Genomic DNA, 14,432 nt, shown 5'->3' on the forward strand with positions numbered 1-14,432 from the left:
GTATAAGGTGTTCATTAACATATCCAAACACCGTTACGTATATGTAAACGATTAACCGCTGTAGTTCTTTTGAAACGTGTACTTGCTCATATATAGAAGATATATACAGAATTGAACGTACTGATTAAACTTCTGCAATACGTTTATATTATAGATAACCAATGAGTATTAAGTTTAAAGCTTAATAACAATAAACAAACTATTATACAGGAGGTTATTCAAATGAATGAAGAAAATCATGTAATCCATAAAGATGGTCAGGTTTCAACGGACAAGGTGGACAATGCAATCGAAAAGATTGCACCGGAAGAGAGAGAACAGATTTTACAAAACTTTGATGCATTCAAAGAATACTTGGGTAAACGAATTGCGATGGGCGAGTCTATCGGATTAAGTGAAGAACAGATGGCTAAAATTGCCCAGAAAGTAGCTGACCATCTGGCTGCGAACGAAGAGCCTCGTAACCGTGAAGAAAAACTGCTTCAGGAGCTGTGGAATGTCGGCAAGGAAGATGAACGTCACATGCTGGCTCATATGCTCGTTCGTTTGGCACAAGACTCCACAACCAATCATTAAAATTAACATGTATGCATAAGCATAATATTCATGAACAAACATAAGAATCTTATGCTAGTCAATAACCTCTGAATGGCGATGCCTTCAGGGGTTATTGCCGTTTACGGAGACTACAGACACGAGTGATGACGCACATTGTAACTATTTTTAATCTGGCTGATACTTTTATAATCCCTGTTCCAAGTATGATAGGAAAAGAAAGAACGTTGGAATCGATAGTTCACATGAGCGTTTGAGAAGCAAGACTTCCGGTTAAGGAATAGTAACGTTCATATTAAGGAGAGATGTTACCTATGAAGAACGCGACAAAACAATGGAAACTAGGAATGATCGGTGCAGTTGTTGCTTTACTTGGTATGATTGTGCTGACTACATATTTACTTACCCCTGCGAATGCTCAAGGTAGTACGGATGCTCAACAACCTTCTGCGAAAGAAGCTCAAGTTGCAAACTCCGAGATGTTTACAGCCTATGTTGAAGGTATGCATATAGAAGACGGCAAATTGTTTATGACAGTGGACAAGATTGGCTGGTATCAGGGTGAAGAAGCCGATGCTATTTTTGCACAGCGCAATCCGGAAGCAGGTATAGACGGTGCTCCAGATGGTTACTATATTGTCAACGATAGTAAAGAGCAGGAACAAGTTGAGGTTAGTGCCAATGCTGAAGTATTGATGCAGTTGTATGATCGGGATGGTACGATGCAGGGCGCAGACATTCAGTGGAATGAACCTGTGACATTATCCAAGTTCGAATCGTTATATGAGAATACCCGTATTCTTGATCTGTCCGTATTCCCGTATCATCTGACGGTGCAGGACGGAAAAGTTACTAAAATTGTGCAACAATACATCCCATAAAATAAGATGAAATTCATCATTCAAGCATTCCTCCTGTTCATTGGAACGGTGAGGGATGCTTTTTGGTTATGACAAATTCATGAAAGCGATTGTAATTAATGGTAGGTACATGTATCATTATTGGAATGGCGTTTTTACATAGTTCAGGAGGAGCCTCATGCTTAAAGACATGATTGCATTAACTAAGCCCGGACTTCTAAGGTTAAATGTGTTTGCGGTGGCGGTAGGATTCTGGGTAGCTTCAAAATGGGATATCAACTGGTTATCTCTGCTCATGGTCGTGATTGGATCAACTTTGGTTATTGCTTCAGCTTGTGTTATCAACAATTATTGGGATCGTGAATTGGACCAAAAGATGGAGCGCACCAAAAAAAGGATGGATTACATTAACCATCTGAAGCCAGGGTTTGTACTTGGCTATGGCATTATCCTTGGTGTTGTGGGACTAGCAGTACTGTATCTCCTGGTGAATCCGTTATCAGGCTGGATGGCACTGCTTGGATGGTTCGCTTACATCGTGATTTACACGATGTGGTTGAAACGCAGTTCAACGTGGAGCACGTCGCTCGGTGGAATTGCAGGAGCGATGCCGCCTGTCATCGGTTATACGTCTGTAACCAATGAGATTGATGCAGGTGCCTGGTTGCTGTTTGCACTATTATTCTTGTGGCAACCACCACACTTCTGGTCATTGGGTATTCGCCGGGTAGAGGAGTATCGTGCTGCGGGCTTCCCGTTATTGCCAGTGGTTAAAGGGGTGAAACGCACCAAGTTTCAGATGATTCCTTATGTTTTTCTGCTGCTTCCTGCTGTATTTCTGTTGTATTATTACGACTACGTAGGTCTGGTATTTCTGATTGTATCTCTGGTCGGTGGACTGATCTGGTTTGTGCATACACTTAGCGGACTGAAGACACAGGATGATGAGAAGTGGGCAAAAGTGAACTTTCTGATCTCGGTGAACTATCTCATGCTCGTATTTATTGTCATGGTAGCGAATACGGTATGGTCTTAATTAGACGATGAACAGATCATTTTCAGAGAGATTTCAGCTTAAGCGAGTTGGCTGCATCGAATGAAAAAGCACACTAGGGAATAGCGTTTGGACAACCTTGAGTTGTTACAACATATTCTCCGGTGTGCTTTTTTGGTATAATCAAACAATTAAATAATATATGTGGGAATTATAATGCAAGATGGGAAGTGACAGCATGAGTAATTTGGAACAGGCCGTACAATGGAGACAAGGAGGTAAGGTGCAGGAAGCGATTGAACTACTGCAAGAGATTACAGTCCAGGAACCCGAGAATGCGAATGTCTGGTATCAGCTGGCTTGGGCGCATGATTCGCTTGGGTTAGAGCGAGAAGCTGTTCCGCATTATGAGAAGGCACTGAGTCTTGGACTTTCTGATGAGGACAGGGCAGGTGCAATACTTGGACTAGGCAGTACATATCGAACGCTTGGACAGTATGAGCAGGCAAAGGCTTGGTTTGAAACGGGCATGAAAGAATTCCCGGCGTACCGGGAATTTGAGGTTTTCTATGCCATGGTGCTCTATAATCTGGGTGAACATGCAGAAGCGATGCAAAGACTGCTCGTACAACTCGCGGACACATCGAGTGATAAGAGAATAAACGACTATAACCGAGCAATCCGTTACTACGCAGATCAGCTGGATCGGGTGTGGGAATAGATCGAATACACAGAAAAGGGAGATGGATGAATGAACTCCAATCAAGATCTGAAACAGGTGAATGAAAGGTTGGATCAAATTGAGAAAAAGCTGGATAACCTGGGAGGTAGCCAGCAGAACAAACGCTCACCTGGCGTACGCTTCCTGATTGGTTTTGGCATCACGATTGCGGTTATATTTATACTGCTGCTGACTCTTGGTGTTATACAATTTGTGAGTAACGCGAGTAACGGATAGAAAAAGTTGATGACGACAGGTAATGAGTTCTCCAAAGTTACATAGCCGGGCCGAGCCACTGTTGCACCTCTTCAATGAAACGCCGCGTAGCTGGCGATAGATTAACCAAAGACGGGCAGGCCATGCCAATCGTACGATAAGGATCTCCAGTTAGTGGCACGAGCGCGAGCGAATCAGTATGATTTTGAAGTACCATTTCCGGCAGCAAACTGATTCCGAGACCATTCCGGACCATCGCCATGATAGCTTGATCTTCGGCTACTTCATAGACGACATTAAGCTTGGCTGCATGCTGCCGGATCAGTCGTTCGATCTCGTTATCTCCGCCCCATTTGGGCAGAATAAAGGGTTGCTCCAGCAGAATATCAAATAAAACAGACTCCTCTGAGGCGAGAGGATGATCCAGAGGCAGGATGCACATCATCCTGTCTTTTTGTAATGGAATCGTCTCAAAAGGTGATGAATCGCCGAGGGACAGAAATCCGAGATCGATGGCGCCTCCAGCCAGCCAGCCCTCAATCTCAGCATAATCGCCTTCCCACAGCTTGATCTCAATTCCCGGGTGACGCAGGCGAAATTGTTTCAGGATGCCCGGCAACCATTGTGTGGAGACACTGGCGAACGTACCAATACGCACGGTACCAATCTCTGCGCCGCGAATGAGGGAGATTTCCTGGTTCATCAGTTCCGTCCAGCGCAGAATCTCACGTGTGTATCCCAGAATGCGTTCCCCTTCAGCAGTAACCCGCACACCGGAGCGGCCGCGATGGAGCAGGGAGAAACCACATTCTGTCTCAAGACTTGCGATGGCATGGCTGACTGCGGATTGGGTGATGTTTAATGCTTCAGCTGCTTTGGTGAGACTGCCATATTCCACAACGGTATTCAATATTTCGTATTTGATCAGTGACATGAATGGCTCCGTTCCTTCCCATTTTAAAAACATGAGTTTATTTCATATAATACATTATAAATATTCATTTTTATAATGCAAAGAGATCGTTTATACTTGCCAAGGCGAGTTAGTTTGACGCACGATCACACAGCTCAGAATACATAGAATGAAGGTTGAAGCAAGATGAATGGTGTACAGGTTAATCAAGGTCAGGCAACAAGAAGAGCGGACATCCAGATGCTGCTCGCAACGGTCATATGGGGATCATCCTATCTGTTTATGAAATCGGGCCTAGAGTCCATGCAAGAATTGAATCTGGTCGCATTTCGTTTTGGAATTGCCTTTATTGCGGCAGGACTTCTTTTTCATCGGCGGTTGTTTAAGATGGATCGAAGAACACTTGTGGCAGGAGCGATTATGGGGACAGCTTTATTTGCTGCATTTGTATTTATCACCTATGGTGTACAACGAACAACGACATCCCAAGCGGGATTCTTGATAAGTTTGGCCGTTATATTTGTACCGATCCTGACGACCATCCAGCATCGTCGTATGCCGGACAAACGATTGACGCTCAGTATCCTGGTTGCAGTTACCGGGCTTGGCTTGCTGACGCTTCAACATGAGCTTAGTCTGCACACGGGAGATATTCTATGCATCCTAGCAGCACTTGTGTATGCCATCTATATAATGATTGCTGGCAAGTTCACACCGAAGCATGATCCACTAACATTGGGAACAGTTCAATTGGGTGTTGCGGCGATGTGGGGAATTGCAGCTACATTTATGCTGGAAACGCCACGTATGCCCGATACGGCTGAATCCTGGGCAGCCATTCTTGGCTTAGGTGTTTTGTGTAGCGGCTTGGGGTACATTCTGCAGACACTCGCGCAGCGTCATGCTTCTCCTACAAGAACAAGTCTGATTTTTTCACTCGAACCACTGTTTGCAGCAGCATTTGCATTTACCTTTCAAGGGGAATCGCTAACGTTGCAAGGGTATACGGGAGCAGCTTTGATGTTGGTTGGTGTTCTCATCACAGAGATCAAACTTCCACAGCCTATCTTCTGGCGCAGAAAACGCCCGGTTTTACAGCCGGAACTGGGCGATCGCGGAGCACCAGGCGTATAATTGGCGGACAAAGGGTCCTTTCGTCATCTTCTATGGAAGGTGGGGAGAGGGCCTTTTTTGGTTATGTTGCACACCTTGTGAAACAGATAAACAACTACCTAACAACAAAAGAATAACATAACCTTGTTTTGTTGATTTTTGTTTTTTATGCTACACTGAATGGAAAATTAGGAAAAACGGGTGAGTAGGATGGCCAAAAGAGTAACGATGCAGCAAATTGCGGATGCTGCGGGGGTGTCCAAATTCGCAGTCTCCCGTGCGCTGACGGGCAAGCCTGGTGTGAGTGAGCATACACGCGAGATGATTGTCAGAACGGCGGGGCAGCTTGGGTATTTCAGAACTGAGCCTAAGCGTTATCCGGGGGAGACACTGATATCAACGGAGATTAAGCCAGAAGCGGAGCGACAAGGTACCATATTGATTTTGTTTCCCAACATTCGTTCTCAGAATCGAGCTTCCTTATACTGGGGGCCTGTGTTTGATGGCATTTCTGAGAGGTTGAATGAGAAGGGTATGGATATTTTAACGCTGACAGAACCCTCTTCAGATCGGATGTTCTCGGTACTTAATCCCGAAGCAATCAGCGGAGTCATTACCGTGGGCACCATCTCGACATCGGTATTGCTGGAGATTTACAGACTGCGTATTCCGCTTGTCATGGTGGACCATGAAGACCCTGCCATATACGCAGACTCGGTTTTTACGGACAATATGAAATGTATGAAAGAACTCGTTCTCATGCTCGTTGGAAAAGGGTACAGAAGGTTCCAGTTTGCCGGGCAACTGCCCGATGCGGCAAGTTTCAGAGAACGCTGGCTTGGATATCGTACGGTGCTGGAAGAGAAACAGTTGGAGGGGGAACAGCAAGAAGGCTTGCTGGAACCAGAGTATGATCAGATCCGGAGATCCATTGCTGAAATGGAGCTGGAGGATATCCCTGAAGTTATCGTGTGTGCAAATGACCATACAGCTGTCATTGTCATTCAGGCACTCCAAAGTCGAGGCATTCAGGTGCCCGAACGTTGTGCCGTAACCGGATTTGACAATACGCAGACGGATGAACCCATTCTTGCCTCGGTACATATTAACAAAGAGAATCTGGGAACGAGAGCAGTAGATCAGCTGTTGTGGCGGATCAAACATCTCGATGAACCTTATGAACGCAAGCTGATCTATTCGGAATTAATCATTCGTGAGGAGTATAACGCCAGTAAAGAGTAATGGGATATGAACTTACGGGCTTATTTTAACAATGATCATACGGGTAAATGAAATCAGGTGAAAGACATGGAGAGGTTAGAGCTTCATGTCTTTTTGTTATGCAGAAACTATTTAATAAATTAAATTACAAAACAGATTGACTATAAGAAGCATATCGTGTTAATTTTGTTTTGTAAGTTATTTGGTTTTATAATAACAAAACCTAACAAAATAATGTTTACCAACTCTAACAACAATGGAGGCTGTCATGAGCACAATACAATCACATGTTTTTCAGAATTGGACGTTCAAGGCTTGCGAAGATCAAGAGTGGATGCCGGCTCAGGTGCCCGGCTGTGTGCATACAGATTTGCTGAAGCTGGGCAAGATTCCAGATCCTTTTTATGGAACAAACGAGAAGGAAGTACAATGGATTGATAAGATAGATTGGGAATATCAGACGGAATTTGACGTTGCCGAAGGGTTGTTCTCTCAGGAACATCTGGAACTGGTGTTTGATGGTCTGGATACATATGCGGATGTGTATGTGAATGAGGTGCATGTGTTATCAGCAGATAATATGTTCCGAGTATGGAGGGCAGATGTAAAGGCTGTATTGAAGGGGAACGGCAACATTCTCCGAATACGTTTTCGGTCTCCGATTCAGGAAGATCTGCCGAAGCTGGAGAAGCTCGGATATGCATTACCTGCATCCAATGATCAGTCCGATGTTGGCGGACTTGGCGACAAGAGAGTAAGTATTTTTGCACGTAAAGCCCCGTATCACTACGGTTGGGACTGGGGTCCGCGTTTTGTAACCAGTGGGATCTGGCGTGAAGCACGTCTTGAAGGTTGGACACAGGTACGAATCAATGATGTGTATATCCAGCAAAATGAAGTAAGCGCTACCTCAGCTTCATTAACTGCTGTTGTGGAAGTTGAGACATCACAAGCGGTAGATACGATTATTCGTATCGGCGCAGATGGACAGAGATGGGAAAGATCCGTATCGCTACAACCCGGAACTCAGACTGTGGAGATTCCAATCTCCATGGATGAACCGAAACTGTGGTGGAGCCGTGGGCTTGGTGATCCGCATATGTACACCTTCCTTACCGAAGTGCTTCAAGGTGAGCGAGCTGTGGCTGAATCTACAGTGAAGACTGGGCTTCGTTCCATTCGGCTGGTACGTGACAAAGATGAAGCAGGAGCATCCTTTTATTTTGAACTAAATGGTGTTGCGGTCTTTGCCAAAGGGGCCAACCACATTCCAAATGATAGCTTCATCACTGAAATTACTCATGAACGTTATCGTCATGAGATCGTATCCGCAGCCGAGTCCAATATGAATATGTTGCGTGTGTGGGGTGGCGGAATCTATGAGCAGGATGTGTTCTACGAACTGTGTGATGAATACGGAATTCTGGTATGGCAAGACTTCATGTTTGCATGCAGCATGTATCCAGGAGATGAAGCGTTCCTGAACAGTGTGAGACATGAGGCGATTGATAATGTGAAACGTCTGCGCAACCATCCAAGTATTGCACTCTGGTGTGGGAACAACGAGATTGATTCGGCTTGGGCTCACTATGTTGAGAATGGTGGATGGGGTTGGAAAAAAGAATTTACTGCCGACCAGCGTGAGAGCATCTGGGCCGATTACGAAGCCATCTTCCATGATCTGCTGCCAGAAGTGGTTGAAGCGTATGCTCCAGGTGTGGATTACTGGCCTTCCTCACCACTTGTATCCCTGACAGGAGATGAGAAGCAGCATGCGCACCCGTCCACAGCCGAAGGGGATATCCACTACTGGGGCGTGTGGCACAATGTAGAACCTTTCGAAAACTATAACGTGCATGTGGGTCGTTTCATGAGTGAATACGGATTCCAGTCTTTCCCGGAGTACAAGTCAGTACGCACTTACGCGGAAGAAGAAGATCTGGCTCTGGAATCGGAAGTCATGCTCGCTCATCAGAAGAATGGGGCAGGTAATCGTCTGATCAAACAGTACATGGATATGTACATGCATGAATCGAAGGACTTCCCATCGTTCCTGTATATGAGCCAGGTGCTTCAGGCGGAAGCGATGAAGACAGCCATTGAAGCGCACCGTCGCCGCAAACCATTCTGCATGGGCACACTTTACTGGCAAATGAATGACTGCTGGCCGGTGGCTTCATGGGCAGGAATGGACTACCTTGGTCGTTGGAAAGCATTGCAATATTATGCGAAACGCAGCTTCAGCGATGTGTTGGTATCGGTAGATGGAACAAAAGAAGATACAACAGATATATATATCATCTCGGATCAATTACAACCTGTAAAAGGACAGTTACAGATTCGTTTGCTCGGGTTCGATGGAACGGTTCATCGTGATGAAACACATGACGTGATCTTGGCACCTAATACAGGTGATCAAGTGCTGTCATTACGTAACGTGGAGTGGCTTGAAGGTCATGATACAGCTAACACGCTGCTGCGCCTGGATCTGAAACAGGAAGGTGCGGCGAATATCGTACAGGAACACTATTTTGTACCGTCCAAAGACCTTGCTCTGCAGCCTGCAAACATCAATGTAAGCGGAGGAGCGGATGAGAACGGCGTTCATCTGGTACTGGAAAGTGATGTGCTTGCTAAACAGGTATGGCTATCTTCGGATGTGGAGGGTGTCTTCTCAGATAACTTCTTCGACTTGATTCCTGGCATTCCGGTGAAGGTGCAGTTCACTTCCAGAGAGGGATTGCAGTCTAATGATGTGATATCAAATCCGGGACCGATCGAGGTTCGATCCATGATTGATTTTATTCGTTTGACCTAGAAGAAACGGTTGGAGTCTCTCGTAAGAGAGATTTCAACCGTTTTTTTATTGAAACCGGACTCCATTTATATATCGTAATGGTTTCGTAATACTTCGCTTAGAGAATCGTAAGCTGTCTTGCTTATTGTAATCCATGTAAGTAATAAACGAATGGAGAGTGATAAGAATGATGAAAACGAATAAGAGCAAAAAAGTGATGGTAGCAGCGGTATTGATAATGTCTATGGCCTTTTCTGGATTGGCAAGTGCTGCAGATATGAAAACAATTAAAAAAGATGGCATGGAGCTTGTTCAATTGAGACAGGCGGCGAAAATGTATGATTACAGCATTATGTGGGACAGCAAGGACAGATCTGTAACTTTGATGTATATGGGCAAAATGGACGACAAGATGATGAAAGACGACAACATGATGGAAGACGAAATGAAGATGAAAGATGACAAAATGATGGAAGAAACGATGATGCCTGCGGGAAAAACGATTAAATTGTGGATTGGATCGAAAAAAATCATGGTAGACGGTATGCAAGTTAACTTGAAATCGATGCCTGTCATCCATGAAGGGAATTCGTATGCGGCTGAGTCTGTAATTAAACAGTACATGATGCCAGCCATGGGAATGAAGTAATTTAAGGGCTAAGCATCGCCATCACCATATGATATGATTGGCTCAAATGTATTTTCTGGAATATGGGGTGGGTTCGTTTGAATGAATGTGTACTTGTTGCTGATGATGATACAAATATTACGGACGTTTGTCGCAGGTATCTGGAACGGGAAGGTTATCTTGTTGTGACGGCCAAGGACGGTTTGGAGGCTATTGAGCTGTGGCACAGCCAAACGCCAAACTTGATTGTGCTCGACCTGATGATGCCGCATAAGAATGGCTGGGAAGTTTGCAACGAGATTCGGCAAACTGAGGATGTGCCCATTGTAATGCTGACGGCCCGTGGTGAGGAACAGGACCGTCTGATGGGACTGACGATGGGGGCGGATGATTATCTGACCAAACCATTCAGTCCAAGAGAACTTGTCTTACGTGTGAAGGCAATCCTGCGGAGAATGCGAATTGCGCAGGCATCACCTGTTACAACATCTGAATATACGATCAATTATGAAGGGCTTACCATTGATTTTACCAAGCGTGAAGTGCACATCAGCGGGCAGGCCATTGAATTGACCGTTACAGAGTTTGAGATGTTGTATTTGCTGGCAAGTCACCCGGGCCAGGTGTTCTCCCGTAACCAGATGTTAAGCAAGATTTGGGATTTTAGCTATGAGGGAGATACAACAACGGTGACTGTACATGTTCGGAGATTACGAGAGAAGATCGAACAGAATCCTTCTGATCCAAAATATATTAAAACAGTTTGGGGTATAGGCTACAAGTTTGCGGGTGGCAGTTCATGAAACTTCGCACATACTTGGTGTTGTCCAGTCTCACAGGCATTGGCGTATTATTAATTTGTTTGTTCATCAGTTATTCCAAAATGCTGCTTACGATCGAACAATTGTATTGGTTATCGGCTATAACGGCAGGGGTAGGCTTACTTTCATTTATTCTTCAATATTTGCTGACCAAGCCATTAGAGAAATCAATTGCGCGAATTACACAGCAGACGATCCGAATTGCCGAAGGGGATTTCCATACGGAAGTCCCTCTCATCGGTACGCAGGAATTTAAGCTCCTGGCACAGCAATTTAATGAAATGAGTTCCAAGCTGAAGGAAAGCTTTGATCATCTGCATCACTCAGAAACCGCGAGACGAGAGTTGATCGCCAATGTTTCCCATGATTTACGGACTCCCTTGGCATCCATTCAGTCATTCGTCGAAGCGTTGGAGGATGATGTCATTAAGGATAAAGAAACCTTTCAGCGTTACCTGAACACGATACGACTTGAGACGAAGCGTTTGGGAGGGCTTATTCAAGATTTGTTCGAATTATCCAGCCTGGAAGCGCAAGGGGAGGTATTTGTGCCTCAGCCTTGTCACGTCGATGAGTTGCTGCTCAGTACGTTGGAGAGTTTTTCGTTTCATCTCGCCGAGAAAACGCTGAACGTTGAAATCGATTTGCCCGATAAATTACCAGCCGCGGTCATGATGCCTGCACAAATGAAGCGGGTCCTTTCCAATTTGCTGCAAAATGCCATTCAATACTCTCCTATTGAAGGAAAAATTATTCTGGCTGCCGAAGAGAAGGGGCCGTTTATACGAATTTCAGTTACAGATGAAGGGGAAGGCATTGAAGCGGAGGAAACTTCGCGTATATTTGAACGTTTTTATCGAATTGACAAATCACGTAGTAAGAGCAATGGGGGGGCCGGGCTTGGCCTTGCTATCGCTCAATCGATTGTGGAACTCCATGGTGGCGAGATTGGGGTTCAGAGTACAAAAGGAGAAGGAAGCTGCTTCTGGTTCACGCTTCCGATCTACGTCAGTCGTTAACCTTGGTTAATCAAACGTAGTATTTATTCAGGTGGTGAATGACTTGACCAGTGATTTGGTTTTTCTTTTCGGCGTTTTTGGTGCAGGATTGTTATCGTTTTTTGCGCCATGTATTCTGCCGCTGATCCCGGTATATGTGTCTTATCTATCCGGAAGTATGGTCAACGGTACGAATCAGCAGCAGCCTGACACCAACTCGGTTCGGTTGAGGTCCACACTTGTTTTGCGGACATTTTTATTTGTTCTTGGGTTGTCCCTGGTATTTGTTTTACTCGGTTTTGGTTCCGGCATCGTTGGTAATTTGATCTCAAGTCCTGTGTTTATTGCCATCTGCGGAGCCATCGTGGTGCTTTTTGGGATTTATCAAACCGGGTTGATCCGACTATCCTGGCTGGAACGGGAGAGAAAGCTGTCAAACGATCAAGCCAAACGGGGAGGGTATGTCGGAGCGTTCCTGTTGGGTCTGACGTTTAGTTTTGGCTGGACGCCTTGTATCGGGCCTGTTCTGGCTGCCATTCTTGGTATCGCCGCAGGAGAAGGCTCTCCACTGTATGGCGGGTTTCTCATGTTCCTGTATACCCTTGGATTAGCGATTCCTTTCCTGATTCTGTCCGTTTTTTCGGAATATGTTATGAAGCGGATACGTGGTTTATACAGATATATGGGTGTCATCAAAATAACTTCCGGCTGTATTCTTATTGTCATGGGACTACTGTTAATGACAGACCGACTAAACAACTTGGTGACCTGGTTTCAATAATCATTGGAGGAATTTGGTATGAAGACGGCACGGAAATGGATGTTATCTGTAATCGTATTTGCTGGAGTCCTGTTGATCTTGAGCGCATGTGGATCACAGCAAACTGAATCAAAACAAACGGGGTCATCATCAACCCTGGCATCAACATCCGATATGAGTTCGTCAATCATGATGAACAAGGGAGAGACGGCTCCTGAATTTTCATTGCTTGATCTGAAAGGAAACACGGTTGGACTTTCTGATGTTCAAGGCAAGAAAGTGTATGTGAAATACTGGGCTTCCTGGTGCTCCATCTGCCTTGCGGGTTTGGAAGACCTGAATAATCTGGCTGGTCAAAACAATGATTTTCAAGTCATTACGATTGTGACGCCAGACTACAAAGGAGAGAAATCCTCCCAAGCGTTTACCGAATGGTTTGACCAACAGCCATATGATAACATAACTGTTCTTTTGGATGAGAAAGGTGTATGGGCCAAGAAATTTGGCGTAAGAGCATATCCTAGTTCCTTTTATATTGGCTCTGATGGTATTTTAGCGAAATCGCAGCCAGGGCATGCATCTAATGAACAGATCATGGAATCATTACAAGAGATTTTGTGAGAAGGGAGGAAGTGTCATGAAAAGGACGCTGCTCGGCTTGTTCCTCCTTGTTATAGCGATCGTTGTGTCTGCTTGTGGAAACAGGGCTGAGAGCCATTCATCTTCATCTTCGATATCCACTCAACCTGTCAAGGCATCGAGTGTCTCCGAGGAAAACCTGAGTAACCTGTACTTGGCAGGAGGCTGTTTCTGGGGTGTGGAGGCATATATGGCTCGTATTCCAGGGGTTCAGGATGTGACTTCCGGTTATGCCAACGGTGAAGGAGAGAATCCAACCTATGAGGATGTTATTCGCGGAGACCAGGGGTTTGCGGAGACTGTTCATGTAAAATATGATCCGCAGCAAGTATCTTTGCAGAAATTGCTGGAATCTTATTTTCGAGTAATTGATCCTACCAGCTTGAATAAGCAGGGCAATGATCGTGGCGTTCAGTATCGGACTGGAATATATTATACGTTGCCTGAAGATGCCAAAATCATCGAGCAAGCTGTAGAGGCAGAGCAAGAAAAATATGACCAACCCATTGTAACGGAAGTAATGCCTCTGCAGAGTTATTATTTGGCGGAGGAGTACCATCAGGATTATTTGGAAAAAAATCCGAACGGATATTGTCACATTGATATGACTGTCCTGGATGACCTGGAGATTGGGATTGATCCCGCTCAATATCCACGTCCAACAGATGAACAATTAAAGGAACGATTAACAGACGAACAGTATGCAGTTGCGGTAAACAATGATACGGAGCATGCGTTCAGTAACGAATACTGGGATAATGAGGAGCCCGGTCTGTATGTTGATATTGCAACGGGAGAGCCATTGTTCACCAGCCGGGATAAGTACGATTCTGGTTGTGGGTGGCCGAGTTTTACAAAACCGATTGTACCAGAGGTTGTTACCTATACAACGGATACGAGCTTTAGTATGGAGCGCACGGAGGTACGAAGCCGGGCAGGAGATATCCACCTTGGGCATGTGTTCGATGATGGTCCCGAAGATCGTGGCGGCAAACGTTACTGTATTAATAGTTCATCGATCCGGTTTATTCCCTTAGACAAGATGGAGGAAGAACGTTATGGGTATTTACTGTCTTTTGTCGAGTAGAGAAGGGTAGCTGACTTTATCAAAATATAATAACGCCATAATTTAGAACGGTTGAGATCTCTCTATGAGGGATTTCGACCGTTTTTTATTCTGAGGCATCTAACAAAAA

General features: G+C 45.0%; 15 protein-coding genes. 14 read left to right on the forward strand and 1 reads right to left on the reverse strand.

All coding sequences use genetic code 11. The features are described 5' to 3' along the window. The first annotated feature begins 222 nt into the window (after window positions 1-222). The 5 genes from F0220_RS12385 (at window position 223) to F0220_RS12405 (ending at window position 3,367) form a co-directional block, all read left to right on the forward strand. The gene (locus F0220_RS12385) at window positions 223-576 is read left to right on the forward strand and encodes a DUF3243 domain-containing protein (RefSeq protein ID WP_091017009.1); all 354 of its coding nucleotides are present in this window, start codon (window positions 223-225) and stop codon (window positions 574-576) included. A gap of 293 nt (window positions 577-869) precedes the next feature. Then, complete coding sequence (locus F0220_RS12390; protein ID WP_036609022.1) at window positions 870-1,436, forward strand: hypothetical protein; 567 nt, start codon at window positions 870-872, stop codon at window positions 1,434-1,436. Between the two features lie 157 nt (window positions 1,437-1,593). Next, window positions 1,594-2,451: a heme o synthase gene (gene cyoE, locus F0220_RS12395; RefSeq protein ID WP_047842615.1), complete on the forward strand. Its 858-nt coding sequence runs from the start codon at window positions 1,594-1,596 to the stop codon at window positions 2,449-2,451. 196 nt (window positions 2,452-2,647) lie between these two features. Continuing rightward, complete coding sequence (locus tag F0220_RS12400) at window positions 2,648-3,130, forward strand: tetratricopeptide repeat protein (protein ID WP_105598317.1); 483 nt, start codon at window positions 2,648-2,650, stop codon at window positions 3,128-3,130. A 30-nt stretch (window positions 3,131-3,160) separates the two neighbouring features. Then, window positions 3,161-3,367 carry a hypothetical protein gene (locus tag F0220_RS12405; protein ID WP_091017005.1) on the forward strand — a complete coding sequence of 69 codons (207 nt, stop codon included), beginning with the start codon at window positions 3,161-3,163 and terminating at the stop codon, window positions 3,365-3,367. Between the two features lie 37 nt (window positions 3,368-3,404). Here the strand turns inward: F0220_RS12405 and F0220_RS12410 are convergent, their stop codons facing one another. Further along, complete coding sequence (locus F0220_RS12410) at window positions 3,405-4,313, reverse strand: LysR family transcriptional regulator (protein ID WP_411157705.1); 909 nt, start codon at window positions 4,311-4,313, stop codon at window positions 3,405-3,407. Window positions 4,314-4,445: 132 nt separating this feature from the next. Between F0220_RS12410 and F0220_RS12415 the strand changes: the two genes are divergently transcribed. From F0220_RS12415 to msrB, 9 genes are all read left to right on the forward strand, one after another. Further along, a complete protein-coding gene (locus tag F0220_RS12415; RefSeq protein ID WP_091017003.1) occupies window positions 4,446-5,393 on the forward strand; it encodes a DMT family transporter in 948 nt (315 codons plus the stop codon). A 189-nt stretch (window positions 5,394-5,582) separates the two neighbouring features. Continuing rightward, window positions 5,583-6,614, forward strand: a complete 1,032-nt coding sequence (locus tag F0220_RS12420) for a LacI family DNA-binding transcriptional regulator (RefSeq protein ID WP_105598318.1) — start codon at window positions 5,583-5,585, stop codon at window positions 6,612-6,614. A gap of 247 nt (window positions 6,615-6,861) precedes the next feature. After that, the gene (locus F0220_RS12425; protein ID WP_105598319.1) at window positions 6,862-9,411 is read left to right on the forward strand and encodes a beta-mannosidase; all 2,550 of its coding nucleotides are present in this window, start codon (window positions 6,862-6,864) and stop codon (window positions 9,409-9,411) included. 166 nt (window positions 9,412-9,577) lie between these two features. After that, entirely contained in the window at window positions 9,578-10,039 is a 462-nt protein-coding gene (locus F0220_RS12430) for a stalk domain-containing protein (RefSeq protein ID WP_105598320.1), read from the forward strand. A gap of 77 nt (window positions 10,040-10,116) precedes the next feature. Next, a complete protein-coding gene (locus F0220_RS12435; RefSeq protein WP_105598321.1) occupies window positions 10,117-10,821 on the forward strand; it encodes a response regulator transcription factor in 705 nt (234 codons plus the stop codon). After that, window positions 10,818-11,858, forward strand: coding sequence for a sensor histidine kinase (locus F0220_RS12440; protein ID WP_105598322.1), 1,041 nt, complete (start codon window positions 10,818-10,820; stop codon window positions 11,856-11,858). The genes F0220_RS12435 and F0220_RS12440 overlap by 4 nt, the downstream gene beginning before the upstream one ends. 34 nt (window positions 11,859-11,892) lie before the next feature. Then, window positions 11,893-12,618 carry a cytochrome c biogenesis CcdA family protein gene (locus tag F0220_RS12445; RefSeq protein ID WP_223199926.1) on the forward strand — a complete coding sequence of 242 codons (726 nt, stop codon included), beginning with the start codon at window positions 11,893-11,895 and terminating at the stop codon, window positions 12,616-12,618. A gap of 18 nt (window positions 12,619-12,636) precedes the next feature. Beyond that, a complete protein-coding gene (locus tag F0220_RS12450) occupies window positions 12,637-13,218 on the forward strand; it encodes a redoxin family protein (RefSeq protein WP_105598324.1) in 582 nt (193 codons plus the stop codon). Window positions 13,219-13,234: 16 nt separating this feature from the next. Beyond that, the gene (gene msrB / locus F0220_RS12455) at window positions 13,235-14,323 is read left to right on the forward strand and encodes a peptide-methionine (R)-S-oxide reductase MsrB (protein ID WP_105598325.1); all 1,089 of its coding nucleotides are present in this window, start codon (window positions 13,235-13,237) and stop codon (window positions 14,321-14,323) included. Window positions 14,324-14,432: the final 109 nt, after the last annotated feature.

Origin of the sequence: Paenibacillus sp. 37 (assembly GCF_008386395.1) — a bacterium.
Lineage (GTDB): Bacteria > Bacillota > Bacilli > Paenibacillales > Paenibacillaceae > Paenibacillus > Paenibacillus amylolyticus_B.

What these genes read in the sequence shown, in the direction of transcription:
- F0220_RS12405 (WP_091017005.1), top strand. Translation starts at nt 3,161, where the DNA reads ATGAACTCCAATCAAGATCTGAAACAGGTGAATGAAAGGTTGGATCAA.
- F0220_RS12385 (WP_091017009.1), top strand. Translation starts at nt 223, where the DNA reads ATGAATGAAGAAAATCATGTAATCCATAAAGATGGTCAGGTTTCAACG.
- F0220_RS12400 (WP_105598317.1), top strand. Translation starts at nt 2,648, where the DNA reads ATGAGTAATTTGGAACAGGCCGTACAATGGAGACAAGGAGGTAAGGTG.
- cyoE (WP_047842615.1), top strand. Translation starts at nt 1,594, where the DNA reads ATGCTTAAAGACATGATTGCATTAACTAAGCCCGGACTTCTAAGGTTA.
- F0220_RS12440 (WP_105598322.1), top strand. Translation starts at nt 10,818, where the DNA reads ATGAAACTTCGCACATACTTGGTGTTGTCCAGTCTCACAGGCATTGGC.
- F0220_RS12420 (WP_105598318.1), top strand. Translation starts at nt 5,583, where the DNA reads ATGGCCAAAAGAGTAACGATGCAGCAAATTGCGGATGCTGCGGGGGTG.
- F0220_RS12390 (WP_036609022.1), top strand. Translation starts at nt 870, where the DNA reads ATGAAGAACGCGACAAAACAATGGAAACTAGGAATGATCGGTGCAGTT.
- msrB (WP_105598325.1), top strand. Translation starts at nt 13,235, where the DNA reads ATGAAAAGGACGCTGCTCGGCTTGTTCCTCCTTGTTATAGCGATCGTT.
- F0220_RS12430 (WP_105598320.1), top strand. Translation starts at nt 9,578, where the DNA reads ATGATGAAAACGAATAAGAGCAAAAAAGTGATGGTAGCAGCGGTATTG.
- F0220_RS12415 (WP_091017003.1), top strand. Translation starts at nt 4,446, where the DNA reads ATGAATGGTGTACAGGTTAATCAAGGTCAGGCAACAAGAAGAGCGGAC.
- F0220_RS12450 (WP_105598324.1), top strand. Translation starts at nt 12,637, where the DNA reads ATGAAGACGGCACGGAAATGGATGTTATCTGTAATCGTATTTGCTGGA.
- F0220_RS12410 (WP_411157705.1), bottom strand. Translation starts at nt 4,313, where the DNA reads ATGTTTTTAAAATGGGAAGGAACGGAGCCATTCATGTCACTGATCAAA.
- F0220_RS12425 (WP_105598319.1), top strand. Translation starts at nt 6,862, where the DNA reads ATGAGCACAATACAATCACATGTTTTTCAGAATTGGACGTTCAAGGCT.